Annotated in this window: 16 protein-coding genes and 1 other annotated feature; of the genes, 12 read left to right on the forward strand and 4 right to left on the reverse strand. The window is 38.1% G+C overall.

Features of this window, described 5'->3' with window-relative positions; translation table 11 throughout:
- Positions 1–11 precede the first annotated feature (11 nt).
- The 4 genes from FFM55_RS02190 (at position 12) to prfB (ending at position 6,475) form a co-directional block, all read left to right on the forward strand.
- Entirely contained in the window at positions 12–1,124 is a 1,113-nt protein-coding gene (locus tag FFM55_RS02190) for a PIN/TRAM domain-containing protein (protein ID WP_137600427.1), read from the forward strand.
- A gap of 124 nt (positions 1,125–1,248) precedes the next feature.
- Positions 1,249–2,745, forward strand: coding sequence for a glutamate--tRNA ligase (gltX, locus tag FFM55_RS02195; RefSeq protein WP_137600428.1), 1,497 nt, complete (start codon positions 1,249–1,251; stop codon positions 2,743–2,745).
- 158 nt (positions 2,746–2,903) lie between these two features.
- Positions 2,904–5,273 (forward strand): preprotein translocase subunit SecA, encoded by a 2,370-nt coding sequence (secA, locus tag FFM55_RS02200; RefSeq protein ID WP_042491691.1) that lies wholly within the window; start codon positions 2,904–2,906, stop codon positions 5,271–5,273.
- Between the two features lie 86 nt (positions 5,274–5,359).
- Complete coding sequence (gene prfB / locus FFM55_RS02205; protein ID WP_042491689.1) at positions 5,360–6,475, forward strand: peptide chain release factor 2; 1,116 nt, start codon at positions 5,360–5,362, stop codon at positions 6,473–6,475.
- Between the two features lie 94 nt (positions 6,476–6,569).
- Here the strand turns inward: prfB and femX are convergent, their stop codons facing one another.
- Positions 6,570–7,589, reverse strand: a complete 1,020-nt coding sequence (femX, locus tag FFM55_RS02210) for a UDP-N-acetylmuramoylpentapeptide-lysine N(6)-alanyltransferase (protein ID WP_042491686.1) — start codon at positions 7,587–7,589, stop codon at positions 6,570–6,572.
- Between the two features lie 94 nt (positions 7,590–7,683).
- Between femX and FFM55_RS02215 the strand changes: the two genes are divergently transcribed.
- The 3 genes from FFM55_RS02215 to FFM55_RS02225 all read left to right on the forward strand — a co-directional run bounded on the left by FFM55_RS02215 (position 7,684) and on the right by FFM55_RS02225 (position 10,207).
- The gene (locus FFM55_RS02215) at positions 7,684–8,454 is read left to right on the forward strand and encodes a TrmH family RNA methyltransferase (RefSeq protein ID WP_137600429.1); all 771 of its coding nucleotides are present in this window, start codon (positions 7,684–7,686) and stop codon (positions 8,452–8,454) included.
- A 41-nt stretch (positions 8,455–8,495) separates the two neighbouring features.
- Positions 8,496–8,978 carry an HD domain-containing protein gene (locus tag FFM55_RS02220; protein ID WP_042491682.1) on the forward strand — a complete coding sequence of 161 codons (483 nt, stop codon included), beginning with the start codon at positions 8,496–8,498 and terminating at the stop codon, positions 8,976–8,978.
- A 275-nt stretch (positions 8,979–9,253) separates the two neighbouring features.
- The gene (locus FFM55_RS02225) at positions 9,254–10,207 is read left to right on the forward strand and encodes a GRP family sugar transporter (protein WP_042491681.1); all 954 of its coding nucleotides are present in this window, start codon (positions 9,254–9,256) and stop codon (positions 10,205–10,207) included.
- Positions 10,208–10,277: 70 nt separating this feature from the next.
- Here the strand turns inward: FFM55_RS02225 and FFM55_RS02230 are convergent, their stop codons facing one another.
- Complete coding sequence (locus FFM55_RS02230; RefSeq protein ID WP_137600430.1) at positions 10,278–11,465, reverse strand: MFS transporter; 1,188 nt, start codon at positions 11,463–11,465, stop codon at positions 10,278–10,280.
- Positions 11,466–11,624: 159 nt separating this feature from the next.
- Here FFM55_RS02230 and FFM55_RS02235 point away from each other — a divergent pair, with 159 nt between their 5' ends.
- From FFM55_RS02235 to recQ, 5 genes are all read left to right on the forward strand, one after another.
- Entirely contained in the window at positions 11,625–11,978 is a 354-nt protein-coding gene (locus tag FFM55_RS02235; RefSeq protein WP_137600431.1) for a winged helix-turn-helix transcriptional regulator, read from the forward strand.
- Between the two features lie 37 nt (positions 11,979–12,015).
- Positions 12,016–12,218 (forward strand) — a binding site (T-box leader).
- Positions 12,219–12,277: 59 nt separating this feature from the next.
- Positions 12,278–13,318: a phenylalanine--tRNA ligase subunit alpha gene (pheS, locus tag FFM55_RS02240; protein ID WP_042491678.1), complete on the forward strand. Its 1,041-nt coding sequence runs from the start codon at positions 12,278–12,280 to the stop codon at positions 13,316–13,318.
- Positions 13,319–13,324: 6 nt separating this feature from the next.
- Positions 13,325–15,748, forward strand: coding sequence for a phenylalanine--tRNA ligase subunit beta (gene pheT, locus FFM55_RS02245; protein WP_137600432.1), 2,424 nt, complete (start codon positions 13,325–13,327; stop codon positions 15,746–15,748).
- A 113-nt stretch (positions 15,749–15,861) separates the two neighbouring features.
- Positions 15,862–17,013: an endolytic transglycosylase MltG gene (mltG, locus tag FFM55_RS02250; RefSeq protein ID WP_137600433.1), complete on the forward strand. Its 1,152-nt coding sequence runs from the start codon at positions 15,862–15,864 to the stop codon at positions 17,011–17,013.
- Positions 17,014–17,164: 151 nt separating this feature from the next.
- Positions 17,165–18,985 carry a DNA helicase RecQ gene (gene recQ / locus FFM55_RS02255; protein WP_137600434.1) on the forward strand — a complete coding sequence of 607 codons (1,821 nt, stop codon included), beginning with the start codon at positions 17,165–17,167 and terminating at the stop codon, positions 18,983–18,985.
- 56 nt (positions 18,986–19,041) lie between these two features.
- Here the strand turns inward: recQ and greA are convergent, their stop codons facing one another.
- Together greA and FFM55_RS02265 are read right to left on the reverse strand one after the other, a co-directional pair.
- A complete protein-coding gene (greA, locus tag FFM55_RS02260) occupies positions 19,042–19,527 on the reverse strand; it encodes a transcription elongation factor GreA (protein WP_042491672.1) in 486 nt (161 codons plus the stop codon).
- 113 nt (positions 19,528–19,640) lie between these two features.
- Positions 19,641–22,283, reverse strand: coding sequence for a YfhO family protein (locus tag FFM55_RS02265; protein ID WP_042491670.1), 2,643 nt, complete (start codon positions 22,281–22,283; stop codon positions 19,641–19,643).
- Positions 22,284–22,339 lie beyond the last annotated feature (56 nt).

A 22,339-nucleotide genomic window follows, 5' to 3' on the forward strand; every position in this document is an offset into this window, starting at 1 on the left:
AGGAGTAGGTTATGTTACGGAAACGAATCATTCAAAGTATTTTCATTTTAGCTGGTGGTGCAATTGCACTAACGTTAATGCCAGTAATTTGGGATATTTTAGATTTAACGAAATATGTATGGATTAATAACGTTATTTTTGATTTTATTTTTGGTGCTATTATTTTTTATTTGTTGAGTTTTGTGTTATGGCGTCCAGTTGATCGTACACTTCATCGAATTGAAACCTATTTGAACAAACAATCACCATTGTTATTATTGATTGGCTCATTGTCAACTTTAATTGGCTTGGTCATTGCCGTTGTTATCACAGTACCTTTGCAAAACATGGATAATTTCTTTTTAAGTGCTGTTGTCCCTGTCATTGTGATGGCATTATTGGGGTATCTTGGTTATAAATTGGGAACAACGCGAATTGATGAATGGCGGAAGTTGATTCCAACAGTTTTGACAAGTCGTACAAAGAAAATACGCCCACAAAATGATGGTGAACAAGGTGATGTTTTAACTGAAACTGAAGCAAATTATCATCATTATAAAATATTAGATACAAATATTTTAATCGATGGTCGAATTGTAGATTTAGTAAAGACTGGCTTTGTTGAAGGGACGTTGTTAGTACCAAATTTTGTGTTGTACGAATTGCAATACATTGCTGATGCTGGCGAGTCATTGAAGCGTGTTCGCGGTCGTCGTGGTTTGGATGTTTTAAATGAACTTCGCGAAAAAAATTATGTGCCTTTAGAAATGTGGGAAGGTGATTATGAAGATATTAGCGAAGTTGATGAAAAATTAATTCGCTTAGCTGAAGAAACAAATGGGACTTTAGTTACGAATGACTATAATTTGAACAAAGTCACAAAGTTTCAAAATGTTAAGGTTTTGAATATTAACGAGTTAGCTGGTGCGCTACGTCCACGTGTTGTTGTTGGTGATCATTTATCTGTTTTATTGATTAAAAATGGTACTGAGCGTCAGCAAGCCGTTGGTTATTTAGATGATGGGACAATGGTTGTTGCCGAAGAAGGTCGGCAGCACTTGCAAGAAACAGTGACAGTAGAAGTGACATCAGCTCTGCAGACTGATGCTGGTCGCATGATTTTTGGGACTGTTATTGCTAATTAACTGATATTTAAAAAAAATAATGACTTATTCAGAGTAACACATTGAAACACACGCCAAAGCGCGGTATATTAGTAACCGATGTATTATTATAGAACTATAAGATAAAAGAGGAGTGTCGATTAGCATGGCTGAGACTACCGAAAAGAAAATTCGTGTGCGTTACGCACCGTCACCGACTGGACATTTACATATTGGGAATGCCCGTACTGCATTATTTAACTGGTTATTTGCCCGTCATCACAAGGGTGAATTTATTATCCGTATTGAAGATACTGATCAAACTCGTAATATTGCCGACGGTGAAAAGTCACAGTTGGACAATCTAGCATGGTTGGGATTGGACTGGGATGAGTCACCCGCTAATCCTGGACAATACGGTCCTTATCGACAATCTGAGCGTTTGTCAATTTATAAGCCATTGATTCAAGACTTGTTGGATCGTGGTTTGGCTTACCGTTCATTTAAAACTTCAGAAGAATTAGCTGCTGAGCGTGAAGCACAAGTTGCTGCTAAGCAAGCACCACATTATGTATATGAATATGCAGATATGTCTGAAGAAGAAATTGCAGCCTTCCAAGCAGATGCACTTGCTAAGGGGATGCCTTATGTTGTTCGTTTCCGTGTCCCTGAAAATAAGGATTATGCATGGGATGATATTGTAAAAGGCCACATCGAAATTAATTCATCAACTGTTGGTGGTGATTGGGTTATTCAAAAAGCTGATGGTATGCCAACGTATAACTTTGCTGTAGTTGTTGATGACCACATGATGGAAATTTCTCATGTTTTGCGTGGGGATGACCATGTGTCAAACACCCCTAAGCAATTGATGATATATGATGCCTTTGATTGGGAAGCACCAATCTTTGGACATATGACTTTGATTATTAACGCTGATACAGGTAAAAAATTATCAAAACGTGATGAAACGGTTTTGCAATTTATCGAACAATACCGCGCATTGGGTTACTTACCTGAAGCTTTGTTAAACTTTATTGTTTTGTTGGGATGGTCACCGGTTGGTGAAAAAGAAATCTTTAACAAGAAGCAATTGGTAAAGCTATTTGATGAAGCACGTCTATCAAAATCACCAGCTAAGTTTGATAATAAAAAGCTAGAATGGGTTAATAACCAATGGATTAAGACAGCTGACCAAAACATGGTCTTTGATAAATTAATTGAACAATTAGTTTATTCAGATGTTGTTAAGCCAGAAGAATTAACGGCAGAAAAGATGCAATGGTTACGTTCAGTGATGAACGTTTATATGGACGGTGTATCATTTACTGCCCAAATCGTGCCACTTATAAAGCCAGTATTCTTTGAAATGCCAGCAGCAAGTGATATTCCTGATTCAGCAAAGGAATGGATGAACGCTGATAATGTTACTGCTATGTTGAACTTGTTTATTGAAAAGATTGAAAAGATGCCAATCTTTACAGCGACAGCCGTTTTGAAGGCTATCCGTGAAATTCAATCTGAGTTGGATGTTAAGGGTCGTGCCTTATGGAATCCATTGCGTATTGCAACAACACGTGAAGAACAAGGTCCTAATTTAGGTGAACTACTTGAACTACTTGGACGTGAGCAAACATTAGCAAACATTCGTGAATTCTTGTAATAAAAATTAAGAGATGATGCCCTGACGATGATGTATGGGCATCGTCTCTTTTATTTTATGTGACTATACCTGTTACATATGCCTAGCAGTATGTTAGAATGATACTTAGTATAATTAGCGTAAAAAGCTAATAATGACCGATGAGAGGGAAGATATAAATGGCTAATCCATTACGTAAAATTATTGAAAGTGATAAAGGAACATTACGTCGTTTGGGTCATGTGGCCGATAAAGTAGAAGCATATGCCGACGAAATGTCAGCTTTATCTGATGAAGAACTACAAGCAAAAACACCATATTTCCGTGAATTATTAAAAAAGGGTAGCACCTTAGACGACATTTTACCAGAAGCCTTTGCAGTTGTACGTGAGGGAGCAAAGCGTGTCTTAGGTTTGTATCCGTTCCGGGTACAAATTATGGGATCAACAGTATTGCATGGTGGTAATATTGCTGAAATGAAAACTGGTGAAGGTAAAACTTTGACGGCAACAATGGCCGTTTATTTAAATGCTTTGCCTCAAAAAGGTGTTCATGTTGTGACGGTTAATGAATACCTATCACAACGAGATGGTGAAGAAATGGGTCAGTTATATAAATGGTTAGGCTTAACTGTTGGTATTAATTTGACTGAATTATCCCCTGACGAAAAGCGCCAAGCTTATTTGGATGATATTACCTATACAACTAATTCAGAAATTGGATTTGATTATTTACGTGATAACATGGTTGCACGTAAGGAAGACCGTGTACAACGTGGCTTGAATTTTGCGCTAGTTGATGAAACTGATTCAATTCTAATTGATGAGGCACGTACACCATTGATTATTTCTGGTGCACCTGCTCAAACTAGTACACAGTTGTACATCCGTGCTGATCGATTTGCAAAATCATTAGTTGAGGATGTGGATTTTAAGGTTGATCATGAATCGAAATCTGTTTTGCTAAACGATAAGGGAATTGCCAAAGGTGAAAAGTACTTTAACTTAGATAACCTTTATGGACCTGGTAATTCAGCTTTGACTCACCACATTGATCAAGCACTGCGTGCAAATTACACCATGTTTAACAACAAAGATTATGTTGTGCGTGATGGAGAAGTAGTATTGGTTGATGCTTTTTCAGGACGTATTCAAGAGGGTCGTCGTTTTTCTGATGGTCTTCACCAAGCGCTTGAAGCGAAAGAACAAGTGCAAATTCAAGAAGATAATCGTGCCATGGCTTCAATTACGTACCAAAACTTGTTCCGTCAATATAATAAGTTGTCTGGTATGACTGGTACAGCTAAAACTGAAGCTGACGAATTCCGTGAAATTTATAATATGGAAATCACGACCATCCCAACTAACAAGCCCATTCAACGTGTTGACGAACCGGATTTGTTGTATCCAAACTTGAAGTCAAAGTTTAACGCAGTATTGCAGCTTGTAACGGAATTACATAAAAAAGGACAGCCAATTTTGATTGGTACTGTGGCAGTTGAAACATCTGAATTGCTTGCACAATTGTTAGATAATGCAGGTATTCCGCATAATGTGTTGAATGCTAAAAACCACGCTCGGGAAGCTGAAATCATTGCGAATGCTGGTCAACGTGGTGCTGTAACCATTGCAACGAACATGGCTGGTCGTGGAACCGATATTAAGCTTGGCCCTGGGGTTACTGATCTTGGTGGATTGGCTGTTATTGGTACAGAACGTCATGAGTCACGGCGAATTGATAATCAATTACGTGGTCGTGCGGGTCGACAAGGTGATGCCGGTTATTCACAATTCTTCTTATCATTAGAAGATGATTTGATGATTCGTTTTGGTGGTGAACGGATTAAGACATTGATGGAAAGCATGAATATGGGTGATGAAGATGCCGTTATTCGTAATGGCTTGATTACACGGTCAGTAGAATCAGCACAAAAACGTGTTGAAGGGAATAACTATGATTCACGTAAACATGTTTTGCAATATGACGATGTGATGTCTCAACAGCGTAATGCCTTTTATAGGGATCGTAACCATGTGATCGATGAAGAAAAATCATTACGTGATGTGTTGTTGCCAATGGTTGAACGAACGATTAATCGAGTTGTTCAAAATCAAACTAAGGGTAAGCCAAAGGATTGGGACTTAGCAGCATTGGTTGATTTTGCACAATCAACGATTGTACCAGTTGACTCAATTTCGGTTGATGATTTGTTAGATAAGAAAACGCCTCAAGCGATTGCAGACGAAATTTATCGTCGTGCCAAGTTGATGTACGACCAAAAGTTACATGATCTTGGGGATGATGAAGAGCGCTTATTGCAATTTACACGGGTTGTGATTCTACGTGTTGTTGATGCTCAGTGGACTGATCATATGGAAGCTATGAACCAACTACGTGACTCCATACAACTGCGTGGTTATGGACAATTGAACCCATTGATTGAATATCAAAATGAAGGCTTTAGAATGTTTAATGATATGATTTCAGGCGTTGAATATGATGTGACGCGTCTATTTATGAAATCGGAAATTCGTCAAAATGTTCGGTAAATAATATATATTATTTAATAATGTATTGATTGAGGTTGGGATAATTATCTCAACCTCAATTTTTAAATATGATTGGAGGAGCAGGCATGGAAATTGCTGAAGCACGACATAAATTAGCAGAAATGAGCGCAGAAATTGAAAAATTTGGTGAATCACTAGATTTGGATGCTTTAAATGATGAAATTGCGGCTAATGAAGCTAAAATGATTGCGCCAGATTTTTGGCAAGATAACATTGCAGCACAAAAAATAATTGATGAAAATAATGTCTTAAAAGGACGGCGAGATGATTATTTAAAATTAACAGATAGTGTTGAAAATGTTGAGACGGCAATAGAATTGTTGAATGATACTTTTGATGAAGATATGGCTCAAGAAATGGTTGCTGATTTGAATCAGTTGACAGAAGATTTATTAGCTTATCGATTAGCACAACTGTTAAATGAACCATATGATAAAAATAATGCCATCCTAGAGATTCATCCTGGTTCTGGTGGAACGGAATCAGCTGACTGGGGTGCCAATTTGCAACGTATGTATACACGTTGGGCAGAACGACACGGCTTTAAAGTTGATATTATGGATTATCACCCAGGCGATGTGGCGGGAGTGGACTCGGTGACCTTGAAAATTAGTGGTCATAATGCATATGGTTATTTACGTTCAGAACGTGGCGTTCACCGATTTGTTCGTATTTCACCATTTGATTCTGCTGGTCGACGACATACATCATTCGTATCAATTGATGTCATGCCGGAATTAGATGATTCAGTTGACATTGATATTAACCCAGCAGATGTCAAGATGGATGTTTATCGCGCTTCTGGAGCAGGTGGTCAGCATATTAATAAAACTTCTTCAGCAGTGCGCTTAACACACATGCCAACAGGGATTGTTGTCGCATCACAACAACAACGCTCGCAGTTCCAAAATAAAGATACGGCATATGCCATGTTGCGTGCTAAGCTATATCAGTTAGAAATGGATAAAAAAGAGCAAGAACGGGCAGCCATTGCCGGTGATCAATTGGAAAATGGTTGGGGATCACAAATTCGTTCGTATGTTTTCCAACCATACCGAATGGTTAAAGATCATCGTGATAATTTTGAATCAGGAAACCCACAAGGTGTGATGGATGGCGATTTAGATCCTTTTATGAATGCGTATTTACGTTGGCGATTAGCTGAACAAAACCCTGAATAAAAGCGGCAGTGTTAAGTATTAATCTTTTAGAAATATGTTAAAAATAGCACATCACCATAAATTTGGTGATGTGCTATTTTTTTGGTTAAGCGATTTATTTACGAACTAATGTTGTATAGGCGCTCTCATCCAATACGAAATCAATTTCGCCAATGTATTCACGTGGATCAGCTTTAATAAAAGTATGTTTAAAGACATAAAGACCATCGTCTGTTGATTGTGAGGCAATTCCACCCATGTCATACAAGGCGACACCAGCGTCCAATGCCCATTGAATCATGGCTGTTTGCACGGCATAAGGTGCGTAATAAGTAGGACCATCATTTGATCCGGCATACATATACCAAATCTTACGACCATATTTAAACCCAATCCCAGTCGAAAGTAGTTCACCTTCACGCTCGGCCATGTAGATGCGCATTATACCATTTTCACCACCAAAAGTAGTTAGCATACGTTCAAAATAATCTTTTGGTCGATATGTAATACCATGACGATTAGCCATGTTTACATAGGTCTCATAAAAAGCATCTAGTGCAGCCGCATCGCTACCGTAGCGAACGGTTACACCATCACGCATTGGTCGCTTTAGCTTCGATTTTGTTTTTGAGGGGTATAAATCAAAGGTTTCTTTTGCATCAGGCTTAGTCGTTAAATCTAACACCATATTTAAGCGGGGTTGAATTGTCGCGTGCATTCCCTCATCGGCAACATTGCGATTACGAGTTTGAAAACCATGTGTCTGCAGTGCGGCATTTAATTCGTCTGAATAGGCAACTTCTGGATCCATGCGTAGGACATAAGCATCGTCATCAGCAAGTGCTTTTTTAGCTTCAACCATTAATTGATCTAATAAGTCTAAGTCAGTAATATCCATAACAGGACCTTTGGCCGCATAGGCGAATTTTTTACCTAATTTTGTTTGCGTTAACAGCATTGAAATGGCAGCAATAATCTGACCGGTTTCATCGGTCACGTAAGCATAGCGAGGTTCCCAATTATTTTTAACTTGTGCCCAACCAAGGTCTTGATTAACCTGTCCGTATGGTGAGTTTTGTACAAATGACTCATATTTTTTGACAGCAGCCGTGTCATTTAAATCTAAAACTGGCATGTTATCCTTCTTTCTTTAGCAACAAAATGTGATTTAAAACCCACAATAAATTATATCATAAGCAATCGGCTTCGTTTTAGCGTATAATGGGTTTATGGAAATTATAAAATCAGTAAAAAATAGCCGTGTTAAAACATGGCAAAAGCTACAAACGAAAAAAGGCCGTCAAGCTAGTCAAACATATTTACTTGACGGTTGGCATTTAGTACAAGAAGCAATTAATCATGAGGGTAAATTACATGCACTTATGGGTACAGCTGAACAATTGGCAGAACATCAGGAGGAATTGCCATTAGGAGTACCTGTATTTGAAATTACCGATGAAATTGCTAAGAAGCTATCTGACTTGGTTACCCCACAAGGTATCTTTGCAGAGGTTTCATTACCAACAGCAACACGTGAACCACAGTTTATTCACGATGGTGCTTGGTTATTCTTAGATGGTATTCAAGACCCTGGTAACGTTGGGACAATGGTTAGAACTGCTGATGCAGCAGGCTTTGCTGGTGTTGTTTTTGGTCAAGGATCAGTTGATCCCTACTCACCTAAAGCGTTACGGGCGATGCAAGGGTCACAATTTCACTTGGTCACAACGACCGGGGATTTGGCAAAATGGACAGCATCATTTACGCAAAACGGTATGAATGTTTATGGTACACAGTTAGACCCACAAGCTGCAGATGTCTTTACGATACCTGCGCAAACGCAATTTGCGTTGATTATGGGGAATGAAGGACAGGGGATGCAACCAGAATTAGCTGGTATGACGACGCAAAACCTCTATATTCCAATTACTGGTCAAGCAGAATCTTTGAATGTTGCCGTTGCTGCTGGAGTAGCAATGTTCTCATTAAAGGCTCGTTAAAGTTTGATTAGGTAATCTATACTTATGCGAGGGGGAACGCTATGGTATTAGACTGGGAAAAAGATAAAGTATATAAAGATATCGTAAAAGATTTGTTATCACATCCACAGGTACAAGAAATGGCTAACTATACGCAGCATCACCATTCGGATCGATTAACACATTGTATTACGGTGTCTTATGTTAGTTATAAACTAGCATTGCGCTTTGGACTTAATGCAACAGCGGTTGCTCGTGCGGGTGTCTTACACGATTTGTTTTTCTATGATTGGCGTGAAACCAAGTTTGAGTTGGGTTCACATGCATTTATCCATCCACGAGTAGCATTGCGTAATGCAGAGAAAATTACGCACCTATCACCAATGGAAAAGGATATCATTTTGAAACATATGTGGGGCGCTACTAGTGAATTACCACATTATCGTGAGAGTTTATTAGTTGATTTAGTTGATGATTATTTAGCAGTAGCTGAATTTTTCTCGCCGGCTTCAGCACGCATGAAGCGACTATTTCATACAAACTAACAAAAATCGAAGCGAATTGTGTCTTAAATTAGATGCAATTCGTTTTTTTATGGCTATAAAATATAAATTTAACAATTGGATTAAATAACGGTGATAAAAGATAGCGTTTAAATACTGACGCTGCTGATAATGCTTGATTTACAGCGCTTTTTTGCAGATATCATATGCCAAAATCTAATATTTATACTTGTGCAATCGTTTTCAATGTTGTATTCTCTCTTATGAAAGAATTTTTATATTTTTTGATTATATTTTTGATTGTGGAGGAAAGAAAAATGTCGATTTTAATCGCTTTAGTTCCTGCTCTGGCCTGGGGGTCGGTTGGTATTGTAACCACCAAAGCTGGTGGAACCGCTGCTCAAGGTATTATGGGAATGACAATTGGTGCCCTAATTTTAGGATTTGGGACATTATTTGCATTTGTTATTCCAAATGCTGGGGTAGACTACGCTTTTAATTCAAGAATTTGGCTTGTTGGTTTCTTATCAGGATTGGTTTGGGCTATTGGTCAAGTCGGTCAATTAATTGGATTTAAGAAGTTAGGGGTATCAATTGGTAACCCATTATCAACTTCTGGTCAAATTGTTGGTAATGCTTTAATGGCTGCAGCTGTTCTTGGTGAATGGCATACAGGTCGGATGTGGTTCTTTGGAATCTTATCAATTGCATTAGTAACGATTGGTGCTTTATTCACAACAGTACGTGATACAAATGCACCAAAAGATTTGAATCCAGAACGTGATTTTAAGGGAGGGGTTACAGCTGTAATCGTTTCAACGCTTGGATTCATGGCCTACTTTGTTATTCCTAATTTGTTGAACAAGTGGGGCTATATTTCTGATGCCATGCACAACCAAAACAATGGTTTGGACTACATGACAGCAATTGTGGCACCCCAATCACTTGGTCAAATTTTGGGAGCTATCTTAATTGTCATCTTCTTCTTTAAAGAAACTGGTGATATGTTTAAGTCAGGTACTTGGCGTCAAGTAATTACTGGTTTGGTTTGGGCACTTGGAAATGTCTTTATGTTCATTTCAACTGGTAACCCAGATGTTGGTCAAGCAACAGCAACGACCTTATCACAAACAGGTATTATTGTTGGAACGTTTGGGGCTATCTTCATCTTGAAAGAGAAGAAAACAAAGCGTCAAATGGGCTTCATTATTGTCGGTGCAATTATGGTTGTTATTGGAGCTATTTTGATTTCTAAATTAGCAGAACTTTAATTTAAGATAAAAATAAATACCAGTCGTTATTGAGATAAATCAATAACGACTGGTATTTTATTGTATAAAATTAAGCTGAAACTTTACGTCCATGAATAAAGTAATAAAGTCCGATACCGATAACAGCAATAATTGCCATCATGATAAATAGATTTTGATAGCCTAATATTGGTTGAATAAAGCCTAATGAAAATTCGTAACAGATAAAGTAAGTAGCTGTTGTTTGCGTTAAGCGATCAGCTGGAACCATTTGGGTGGTGGTTGACTGAACAGCCGATTGGAAGTTACCAAATCCAAATCCAATAAAGATGGCAGCCAGTAACATCATCCAACCACTTGACATTAGCGCCAAAAATACAAGACCAATGGCTAAAATAATCAAAGCGGGATAAACAACATAATTTTCGTTTTTACTATCCATTAAACGACCAACAACTGGTCGTGAAATCAAAACAGCAAAGGCATAAACCAAAAAGAAATATGAGGCAAATGTGGTTAGGTTCAAATCACTTGCATAAAAATCAAGTTCGGATTGAATCGCAGCATAACCGAAAGTTACAAAACCAAGAGTTAAAGAAATACCTAATACTTTAGGTTCAATCAAAGTTTGCCAGCTAAATTTTTGGGTTGTAGGGGTTGCTTTAATAACGACCTTTTTGGGATCAATTAGAAATGAGGCGATTAAAGCAATAATGCCAATAATAAATTCACTCCAAAATAGTACGGCATATGAAGCGTGTTGCTCAATTAGTAAAGCAAAGAACGGACCAAAAGCAGTACCTAGAATTGTTGCTAATGAGAAATAAGCAATTCCTTCAGCACGACGAGTAGTGGGGATAACATTTACGACAGCTGTGTTTGTGACAGTTCCAGTTAATCCAACAGCAAGTCCTTGAATAAACCGTATCAGTAACAAAACACCAATGCCACCATGATATTGATAGGCTAACAAAGTAGGTACTAAGATAATCATGCTTATAATGGTTAAGTTTTTAGCGCTGAATTTGGCAGTCATGATTCCAGCTCCAAAACGCGCTACCATCGTACCAATAATCGTCATACCAGTAATTAGGCCAGCCATCGTTGTACTAACATGGTATGTGTTGACAGCGTAAGGACCAATAATGACAAAGAGACTATAGAAGGTCATCATACTAAGAATTTGAATAATAAATAATTGAATAAAAGTCGCATTTAAAATACGACTGGATTTTTGTGTTAACGTAGGCTGATACCTGTCTTTCCTAAAAAATGTCATAAATAAGTATACACCTTATGTCAACTTTAGCTTTCGTTGTGCTGCTTATAACGTTATAATAAAAGTAATGTACTAAAAGTTATTTCGTGCATTTTTTGTAAGTAAAGCATAAAATGGTTATACGATAAAAGAAATTTAGTTAATGAAGGAGAAAAACATATGACAGTAGCAACTGAAAAAATAGCTGGTGATATGTCTGAGAATAAATTGTGTGATAAATTTGTCGCAACTTTTGAAATTTTGGGGTGCAAGTGGAACGGCATGATTATTGAAACGTTATTGGTTAATGGCCCACGACGTTTTAAAGATTTAGCAGAATCTGTTTCTAAATGTTCAGATCGTGTTTTGGTTGAACGTCTAAAAGAGTTAGAAGCCGCTGACATTATTGAACGTCGTACATATTCTGATTCAGCATTGATTGAATATGCATTGACACCACGTGGTGAATCAATGCGTGACATGATGGCTGCAATCCATGAATGGTCAGATAAGTGGCAAACAATTAATAAATAGAAACTTGAAAATACAAGTTAAAGTTTGTACAATAGAGCAAGAAACAATGAATGACCTAGTATGTGTTTTTCAATGGATTAGCGAGCAGGAGTTGGTGAAAGCCTGCCTTTGGAAACATAGAATTTCAGTCAGGAGTTCATCAGTTAAACATTGATGCGGTTTATCACCGTTAATAGATAACCGAGGGTAGTCTTTTGACTACTAAAATTGGGTGGTACCACGTTAATGAGCGTCCCTTCGATAGTAATATCGAAGGGGCTTTTTATTTATAATAGTTTATAAGTATAAGGAGAATGAATATGAGTTTACAAGATGAGCTCACGACACTACGTGATGAAGCATTAGGTCAAATTAATGATTCAGCAGATGTTAAGACATTAAATCAAGTTCGTGTGCACTGGTTAGGGAAAAAAGGTCCGCTAACTGAAGTGTTACGCGGTATGAAGAATTTAACACCACAAGAGCGTCCAGTTGTTGGGGCACTTGCTAATGAAGTTCGTGATGCACTAACAGTAGCTATTGCAGAACGCCAAGAGCATTTGGAAGCAATTGCCTTGGATGCACAATTGGCAGCAGAAACGATTGATGTGACATTACCAGGTCGTGCTGTTAAACAAGGACAGCCGCATGTGCTACAACAAATTATTGAAAATCTTGAAGATCAATTTATGGGAATGGGTTTTCAAGTTATTGAAGGACCTGAAGTTGAAGAAGATCAATATAATTTTGAACGTATGAATTTACCAAAGGATCACCCTGCTCGTGATATGCAAGATACCTTTTATATCACACCTGATATTTTGATGCGTACGCAAACGTCACCCGTACAAGCCCGGACTATGGAAGCCCATGATTTTAGCAAAGGCCCATTAAAGATGGTTTCACCAGGTCGGGTATACCGTCGTGACACTGATGATGCGACTCATTCACATCAATTCCATCAAATGGAAGGGTTAGTTATTGATAAGCACATTACAATGGGTGATTTAAAGGGTGTTTTGCTAGCAGTTGCGCATAATTTATTCGGTGAAGCCCATGATATTCGACTAAGGCCTTCATACTTCCCATTTACGGAACCATCAGTTGAGGTTGATATTTCATGGAACGCAGTCACACCTGATATGAATCCGGAAGATATTGAATGGATTGAAGTATTAGGGGCCGGTATGGTGCACCCAAATGTATTGCGTAAATCAGGCATTGACCCTGAAGTCTATGGCGGTTTTGCCTTTGGCTTGGGCCCTGATCGTTTTGCAATGCTTAAGTATGGCGTTGAGGATATTCGTAACTTCTACTTAAATGATGTACGTTTCTTAACCCAATTTGATCAGAAAGGATAAGACAAAATGAAAGTTTCAGTAAATTGGTTACGCGATTATTTGCCAATTGAATTGCCAGCAGCGCAATTATCAGAAAAAATTTCTCGTACGGCTGTAGAAGTGGAAGGGTTATACCAACCAAAAGGCAACATGAAAAAAGTTGTGATTGCTAAAGTCTTGTCTGTAGTGCCACATCCTGATTCAGATCATATGGTAATTACCCAACTTGATGCTGGTGAAGATGAGCCAATTCAAGTTGTAACGGGGGCACCTAATGTTGCTGAAGGTCAAATGGTTGTATTAGCTAAACACGGATCTGTTATTGGTGACAATAAAAAAATTCGTAAAGGTAAGCTACGTGGTGAACAATCTAACGGTATGTTAGCAGCACTACAAGAAATTGGTTTTGATGATAAGATTGCACCAAAAGATTTTGAAAATGGTATCTGGGTATTTAATGATGTTGATGCAGCACAATTACAACCCGGTGAAGATGCTTTAAAGGTTTTGGGCCTTGATGATGACATTTTGGAAACTGGGATTACGCCAAATCGTGCAGATCTATTTTCAATGAATGGGACCGCTTTTGAAGTGGCTGCTATTTTATCTGAGGAGCCAACATTACCAACGTTTGACTTGCATGAAGTTGATGAAAAAACTAGTGATGTTATCAGCGCAACAGCACCAACAGAACTAGCTTCAAAGTATGCTGTCCGCGTTGTTAAGAATGTTGAGGTTAAGGATTCACCATTATGGTTGCAACGTCGTTTGTGGACGATGGGGATTCGTCCAATTTCAAATATTGTTGATATCACAAATTACATGTTGTTGATGTATGGTCAACCAATGCATGCCTTTGACTTAAATGCGCTACCATCATCAGAAGTGCATGTACGTCATGCCCACGATCAAGAGCAAATTAAAACTTTGGATGGTGTTGAGCGAGAAGCGTCAGCTGAAGATATTGTGATTGCATCAGGGGATGAGGCCTTAATGTTTGCTGGTGTTATGGGTGGCGAATCTACTGAAGTAACAGGAAAAACGACAGACATTGTTTTGGAAGGGGCTATTTTTAATCCTAAGTCAATTCGCCACACAGCACGTGACCAAAACTTGCACTCAGAGGCGTCAATGCGCTTTGAGCGCGGTGTAAATGTCGAAGATACCTTTATCGCTTTGGATCATGCAGCTGCTTTAGTGGCTGAACTAGCTGGTGGACAAGTAACAGCTGGTCGTGTTGTTGCGCAAGATTTTGCTTACAAGGCACCAGTTGTTAGCGTCAGTGTGGACTATGTTAACCATGTGTTGGGAACAACAATTACCAGTGATGAAATTGCAGCCATCTTTGACCGTTTATTCTTTGATTATGAAGTCAATGATGGTATCTTTTCAGTAACCATACCAGCCCGTCGTTGGGACATAACGATTGCAGCTGATTTGATCGAGGAAATTGCTCGTTTGTATGGTTATGATAATTTACCAACTACCTTACCAACGGGTGAAACAACTCCTGGTAAGTTGACTGCACAACAACGTTTGGTACGTGCTAGCCGTCATACTTTGGAAGGTCTAGGGCTTAACCAAGCCATTTCATATGTATTGACAACACCACAAAAGGCAAATCGTTTTGCGTTACACGATGGTCAACCAGTGCAATTGGATTATCCAATGTCACAAGACCGTCAACAAACGCGTAGTAGTTTATTGACTAGTTTGTTAGATGACGTTGCTTATAATAAAGCACGTAAGCAAACGGATGTTGCCTTGTATGAGCAAGGACGTGTTTTTGTTTCAGATGGTGATTTAACAAAGCAACCAAAAGAAATTGAACATTTAGCTGGTGTTATCACAGGCAATGTGACAAACCGTACTTGGGCAGAACGAGCACAAGCAGCTGACTTCTATACAATTAAAGGTATCGTGGAACAATTGTTAACAAATTATGGCTTTGCTGATGATGTTGCTTTTGTTGTTAATACAGTGCGTGAGGATATGCATCCAGGACGCACCGCAGATATCTATGTTGGTAATGTATTGATTGGCTTTGTTGGTCAGATTCATCCATTAACAGCAAAAGAGTATCGTATCAATGAAACTTTTGCCTTTGAATTAGATTTGTCAGCGATTATTGATTTGCCTAAAGTCACTGGTCGTTATGAAGCTATTTCACGTTACCCAGCAGTTTCACGTGATTTGGCCATTTTGGTTAATCGCGATATACCAGCGGCACAAATTGAATTGGCTATTAAACAAGCTGGTGGTAAGCACTTGCATGATATTGTCATTTTTGATGTTTATACTGGTGAAAATATGCCAAGTGACATGAAGTCAATTGCTGTTGGATTAACTTTTGTGAATGCAGAGCAAACGATGCTTGATGATGAAACAAGTCAAAAAGTTGACCACATTGCTAGTGCTTTAGCTGAGCAGTTTGGTGCCGAAATACGTTAAGATATAATTAAGCGCTTTTTAAATAGTCACTATTACTGATATAATTATCGTAATGGCGACTATTTTTGTTGTCGTCATTATTGGTAAAAAAGATATATTTAGGAGAAATTATTATGAATAACGGTAATCACAGGCGACGTAAAAAGCGTAGCCGTCGTGGTACTAGCCGAGTTATCGTGATTATTACCATTCTATTAGCAATTATTGTTGGTGGCGTGAGTTTTGTGATCCATTATCAAGATAGCCATGATTATTCTGCATTAAATACACAGGATAAGAAGAGTAAGCAAGTTAAAATTAAAGCGGGTGCCGATACAGACGAAATTGCAGATAAATTAGATAAGGCCAAGTTATTGCGCTCAAAGAGTGCTTTTACACATTATGTGTCTGCTAATAATATTTCTAATTTAAAGTCAGGTTATTACCTATTTGCACCATCTGACACAGTTGCTGAAATTGTTAAAACTTTGCAAAGTGGTGGTGCTTCGTCGCCATTAAATAATCAAGAGACCGTTACCGTACGTGAGGGTGAAACGATTGATGACATTGCAACTGAAGTTAACAATAAAACGAAATTTACGAAAGCTGAATTTTTAAAGGCGGTGAATGACAAAGCCTTCTTTAACCGTTTAAAGGATGCTTATCCTGGTTTATTAGATTCAGAAGCTTCAAGTGCACAAGCCAAAGACATTCGTTATCGTCTAGAAGGATATCTATACCCAGCCACTTATAATTGGAAAGATGCTAACAACGTTCGCGAGTTAGTGAACCAAATGGTTGCGCAATCTTACATTCAGTTAAAGGACCGTTTTAAGAGCATTAAAGACTCTGGTTTGACAGTTCACGAAATGTTAACTGTTGCTTCGCTTGTTGAACGTGAAGGTGTTGATCAAACAAGTCGTCAAACAATTGCAGGTGTCTTTTTGAATCGTATTGATGATAAGATGCCATTACAATCTGATGTCGCAACAAAATATGCGATGAAGACAAAGAAAACAAACTTGACTAATAAGGATGTACAAAGTAAGAACCCTTACAATTTGTATCGTTATTCAGGATTTGGACCAGGGCCATTTAATAACCCATCATTAGAAGCTATTGATGCTGTTTTGAACCCAATTGATCGTGATAAGCACTATCTTTACTTCGTTGCTAATTTAAAGACGGGTAAGGTTTATTATTCTGCTAATTATGATGAGCATTTGGGCAAGACTGATGATGTACAAGATACCAATGATGCCGTTGGTAATGCCGATAATAACTAAAGTAATTGCGGCTAATCGAGCAGTTAATCGTCAAGTCAAAATAAGCAGCAAGATGCCAATTATGATATCGGTAGCTTGCTGCTTTTAAAATGTAAATTTGATGGTAAAATTCTTTGAATTCATTTTTACTGAATAAGTATATGGAGGAAATATGCAATCAGCACTAGAAACATTGCAACAAACTTTTGGTTATGATGCCTTTCGTGAAGGGCAGGAAGAGATCATTGATGCTGTGTTGGCAGGTGAACGCACCTTAGGTATTATGCCTACAGGTGGTGGGAAATCACTGACTTATCAAATTCCAGCATTAATGTTACCGGGCATAACAGTTGTGATATCACCTCTGATTTCATTAATGAAAAATCAAGTTGATGAATTAATTGCTAATGGCATTGATGCCGTTACATTAAATTCAACACAAGATGATGACGCATATCGTCATGCAATGAATCATTTATTAAATGGCCAGGCAAAATTATTATATTTAGCACCAGAGAGGTTGAAGAGTGAAGGTACTTATGCATTATTAAATCGATTAGATATTTCTTTGGTTGTCATTGATGAGGTACATGTGCTGTCGCAATGGGGACATGATTTTCGGCCTAGTTATCTAGAAGCGGTGCATCTGATTAATAATTTAATGTCAGCACCGCGCGTTATGGCACTAACTGCAACGGCAACAAAACGTGTGCAGGATGACTTAGAAAAAAGGTTGGCAATTGGGCATAGTGTGCGTACCAGTGTTGTTCGTGATAATTTAACAATTCGTCTTGAAACAGGTTTGAAAAAGCGTGATAAAGATGCTTATGTGTATCGCTATTTAAAAAAACATACAGAAGATGCAGGTATTATTTATGTCCCTACACGGAAACTGGTAACAAGTATTACAGAGGACCTGGTGGGACAAGGGTTATCAGTTGTTGGTTACCATGCAGGGATGTCGGATGAGGAACGTGCCACGGCACAAGATGATTTTTTGTTTGATCGTGCAAATGTTGCTGTCGCAACCAATGCCTTTGGAATGGGAATTAACAAATCAAATGTCCGCTTTGTCATTCATTATAGTATCCCGGGATCAATTGAAGCGTATTATCAAGAAATTGGGCGTGCTGGTCGTGATGGCTTGCCATCAGAAGCTATTTTATTGTATTCGGCAGCCGATTTACAAACGCAACGATTTTTTATTGAAAATAGTGATAATCAAACTGATGAATATCAACGATTACAAAAGAAAAAATTACAAGAAATGGCCAATTATGGGGCAACTACGGTTTGTTTGCAACAATATATTACGCGTTATTTTGGTGAAGAGACCCTACCTTGTGGCCATTGTACCAATTGTTTAGATACACGAGCAGTAACGGATATTACCACAAATGCTCAAAAGGTGTTAAGTCATGTGGTGCGGATGCGTAACTCACGTCAAAATAAAGATGCTTTTGGGAAAATGGTGACAGCTGAAACGCTGAGAGGACGGGTGCCGGATAAGTTTAACTGGGCACATTTTGAAAAGTTACCAACGTTTGGACTAATGCAAGGCATACCACGAGTACGAATTGCTGCATTAATTGATTTTTTGCTAGCATCTGGTTATTTACAAGTGACGGGTGAGTATCGGGGACTAACAGTGTCGAAGACAGGGTTGCAAGTTTTGCACGGCGATATTAAAGTTATGCAACGAGAAGCAACGCTAGTTTCAGATGACCGCATAACTGCTGAATCACCATTAACACAAGAAGACTTAAATGAAGATGAGCAACAATTGTTTAAGCGATTACGTGAGTGGCGTTTAGCATTATCAAAAAAGACTGAAGTGCCATCATTTATTATCTTTAATGATCGTACTTTGGTTGCATTGGCGCGCCAAAAGCCCACAACAATGGCAGAATTGTTAACTGTATCAGGAATTGGTCAAGCAAAAGCTGATAAATATGGGCAAGAAGTTTTGCAAGTGATAACAAAAGTGAAATAATAGAAAAAAGCTAGCTACGGATAATATCCGCAGCTAGCTTTTTAACTAGGTGTTGATTAAGCCACTTCAACTGAAATAATTTCAACTGCCATGTCAAAACCATTTGGCAAAGTAACGGTAACGCGTTCGCCAACTTTGTGACCAATTAAGGCAGCAGCAATTGGTGATTCATTTGAAATTTTACCCTCTGAAGGATTAGCTTCAACAGCACCAACGATACTGTAAGTTTCAGGATCTTCATCAGGTAGTTCCTTAAAAGTAACCTTTTTACCGACAGCAACTTCATCAACAGCAATTTCTGATGAATCAATGATTTCAGCATTGTCCAACATATTTTGCAAAGTTTTGATACGTCCTTCAACAAAAGCTTGTTCATCCTTTGCAGACGCATATTCAGAATTTTCTGATAAATCACCAAAACTACGAGCTAATTGAATACGACCAGTAATTTCAGAACGCGTTTCTGTGATAAGTGTGTTTAATTCCTCTTCGATTTTGGCTTTTCCTTCGAGAGTCATTGGAAATGTTTTTTCTTCAGCCATGACGTGTTCTCCTGTAAATATAATGAATTTTTATTAAGACTAATGGTTATCCCCAAAGTTTCAAGATTTACATTACCACGCAGAATTGCGGGTGTAAAGTGATTTGAGGTGTTTTAAGACAAAGAATGTTTTCTTTTCTTATTTTCAGACCATGCTATTCCAGTAATCAATAGTATCATACCTAATGAAATAATGGCGCTAATTTTGAAAAAGGGTGTTTTAAATTTAAAAATCACTTCATGATGACCAGTTGTTAAGGGCACGCCAATAAAGAAATTACCGATTGTAATCGTCTTAACTTTTTTACCATCAACGATGACTTCCCAACCAGGTGAAGCTGGAATTGTTGTCATCATGAGATCATCCTTATTTGGAATCGTAATATCACCAATAATTTTAGTTGGTGATTGTTTTGTGATTTCATAAGGGTGCTGTTGTAATTGTTTTGCTTGTTTTGTGAGTCGCGTAGCATGACCTTGATATAAGGAAACGTTTTGCAACCAAACGTCTTTTTTCTTAAGCGAGAACGTTAATTCTTGCGGTTGTCCTTTTGTATAAGCAGGCAACGGCAAGATGATTGTATGACGATGACTTGGCACAACAGGTAATGATTGACCATTTAATTGAATGTCGACATTATCACTCGTAACCGCATTACCTAACGTTAGATAATAAGGATTATTTGACGTTGGTGTATAAGTTAAGGACAAACTAGCACTTGCATTAGTGTTTTGCTTTTTCAAAAAAGCACCTGTGATCGTTGTCGGTGCAATGACATTATTAGCACTAGATTTAGAAAAGTTTACACTTTCAAAAATAGGTTGCTGTTTGTAACCGTTTAATCCTTCCCAAAGAACATTTTGATTACGAAGTGGATCATTTTCTTTAAAAGTAATGTTACGTACATTAGAACTTGCAGCAAAACCTAACGGTAAAGCATTCGCATTATGCGATAGGATAGTCTGATTAGTTTGTTTGATTGATTTGTAATAACCGTTGGTATCTGAACGTGAATAAGTTTGCATATTTGTTGGTGTACCACTAACGTTAGGCTCATTGCCAGTTGGCTGCAAGAGATAACGCATCCCCAATAATGAGTCAGATAATAGTGTGCCACTTGTGTAAGCAATATAATTGTCACCTTCAGGTTGACCAAGGGCGGCCATGATATCACTTTGTTGATGTTCTAATGCTGAACTGAAAGTAGAAGCCCCGTTATAACCACCTTGAAGCGGATCACCTTTGGTTCGCTGGAACGACTGAGCAACACGATAAAAATCATGATCGCTTTTGGGTAAATTTTTGGTGATTTGATTTAAACTACGAATATAAGTTTGGTATTCGGTATTCGTCAAATAACTAAAATTATTAAGCGTCATAACAGTGCTTAATGTCATTTCTCCAATAACAAGTACAGTGACGAGAGGTAACCATAGACGTGTTTTCATCGATGTCAGATGTAATAATAATAAGGCTAAAAAGAACCCGCTGCCCATATAAAGCTGTGTATCGGTCAAAAAATTTAATGCATCCAAACGCGTGGTTAGATACAAGATGACGCCACCAGCACAAATTAGGAGTGAGAAAAATTGGCGCCAAGAAAGCCGTAATGCAGGTGACCATATTGAACCAACTAACCATAAAATCCAGAAACTAAAGACGTATGAAAAACGATAAGGATACCAAACTGGAAATTGGAATCCATGCCACAATAAATTTAAAGGCGCATACATCATAGAAACAACTAAGATAGTCGTAATCACAAATGCGGTGAGTCGCGTCTGCCACCGAATATATTTATAAGTAAAGAAAAACCACAAGATAATAATTGGGAGACTACCAATAAAAATATTTGGTAATCCCGTCGGCATTTGATCAAAATTGAAAGTCCCTAAAAATAGTTTACCCAGGATGTCAGCTGGCTGATAATCAAACTTCCAATTCAGATTATCAAGCATATGTTGTCCTTTACTATTCATCAACGTAAAGGCAGTGGGTAACCAAACAATTGTTGCCAATCCAATACTAGTGAGGCCACCAGTAATAAAACGGCGGGTCATGATGAGGCGCTCTTTAAGGGAGTATGCCTGCCAAGTTAAGCGCCAAATGAAATAGAGGATTAGGAAAATGCCAATCATATAAGCCATATAATAGTTAACGATAATAATGACAGTTAATGCCAATATAAAGGCCCAGGCTTTTTGATGGGTGAGATAGTATTCTAACCCAACAACGATTAAGGGCAATAAAATAGCAGCATCTAACCAAAGAATATTTAAGTCATTAGCGACAAACCAACCCATCATCGCATAGGTGATGGCAAACCAAGGTAAACGCCAACCCGTTTGCCAATGTGCTTTGCGTAAAGCAAACGCAAAACTCCAGCCGGCTAAGCCATATTTTAAAACAGTTAAGAATAAAATGGCGGCCGGTAAATGCACATTTGAAAAAGGTAATAATAAAAAGTTGGTCGGACTTAGCAAGTAGTAAGCCCAATCACCATATGTTTCACCACCAAGACCTTTCGCAAAATCATAGAAAATCCGCAAAGGATCGTGAAGGATAGTTTGACGAAAACCAGCATAAAAATCAATATATTGTTGTCCCAAATCAACAGTTAAAATAGAACTTGGACCAAATGGTGCCATGTGGCGACAAGCAAAGTAAATTAACATGATTAACGCAGGTAATAGGAAACTAATCCATAAAGCTTTAGTTGAAGATCGCCATTTAAGGGGATTAAAGGTTTTAGACATAACATTGTTCTCCAAAATAATTTCAATTACCTCTATTAAAACATAAAAATGACAAC

Source organism: Weissella sagaensis, from assembly GCF_005405285.1.
GTDB classification, from domain to species: domain Bacteria; phylum Bacillota; class Bacilli; order Lactobacillales; family Lactobacillaceae; genus Weissella; species Weissella sagaensis.

Coding starts and splice junctions, on each gene's coding strand:
- mltG (WP_137600433.1), top strand. CDS start 15,862: ATGAATAACGGTAATCACAGGCGACGTAAAAAGCGTAGCCGTCGTGGT.
- FFM55_RS02265 (WP_042491670.1), bottom strand. CDS start 22,283: ATGTCTAAAACCTTTAATCCCCTTAAATGGCGATCTTCAACTAAAGCT.
- greA (WP_042491672.1), bottom strand. CDS start 19,527: ATGGCTGAAGAAAAAACATTTCCAATGACTCTCGAAGGAAAAGCCAAA.
- FFM55_RS02230 (WP_137600430.1), bottom strand. CDS start 11,465: ATGACATTTTTTAGGAAAGACAGGTATCAGCCTACGTTAACACAAAAA.
- FFM55_RS02215 (WP_137600429.1), top strand. CDS start 7,684: ATGGAAATTATAAAATCAGTAAAAAATAGCCGTGTTAAAACATGGCAA.
- secA (WP_042491691.1), top strand. CDS start 2,904: ATGGCTAATCCATTACGTAAAATTATTGAAAGTGATAAAGGAACATTA.
- FFM55_RS02235 (WP_137600431.1), top strand. CDS start 11,625: ATGACAGTAGCAACTGAAAAAATAGCTGGTGATATGTCTGAGAATAAA.
- gltX (WP_137600428.1), top strand. CDS start 1,249: ATGGCTGAGACTACCGAAAAGAAAATTCGTGTGCGTTACGCACCGTCA.
- femX (WP_042491686.1), bottom strand. CDS start 7,589: ATGCCAGTTTTAGATTTAAATGACACGGCTGCTGTCAAAAAATATGAG.
- FFM55_RS02190 (WP_137600427.1), top strand. CDS start 12: ATGTTACGGAAACGAATCATTCAAAGTATTTTCATTTTAGCTGGTGGT.
- pheS (WP_042491678.1), top strand. CDS start 12,278: ATGAGTTTACAAGATGAGCTCACGACACTACGTGATGAAGCATTAGGT.
- FFM55_RS02220 (WP_042491682.1), top strand. CDS start 8,496: ATGGTATTAGACTGGGAAAAAGATAAAGTATATAAAGATATCGTAAAA.
- prfB (WP_042491689.1), top strand. CDS start 5,360: ATGGAAATTGCTGAAGCACGACATAAATTAGCAGAAATGAGCGCAGAA.
- FFM55_RS02225 (WP_042491681.1), top strand. CDS start 9,254: ATGTCGATTTTAATCGCTTTAGTTCCTGCTCTGGCCTGGGGGTCGGTT.
- recQ (WP_137600434.1), top strand. CDS start 17,165: ATGCAATCAGCACTAGAAACATTGCAACAAACTTTTGGTTATGATGCC.
- pheT (WP_137600432.1), top strand. CDS start 13,325: ATGAAAGTTTCAGTAAATTGGTTACGCGATTATTTGCCAATTGAATTG.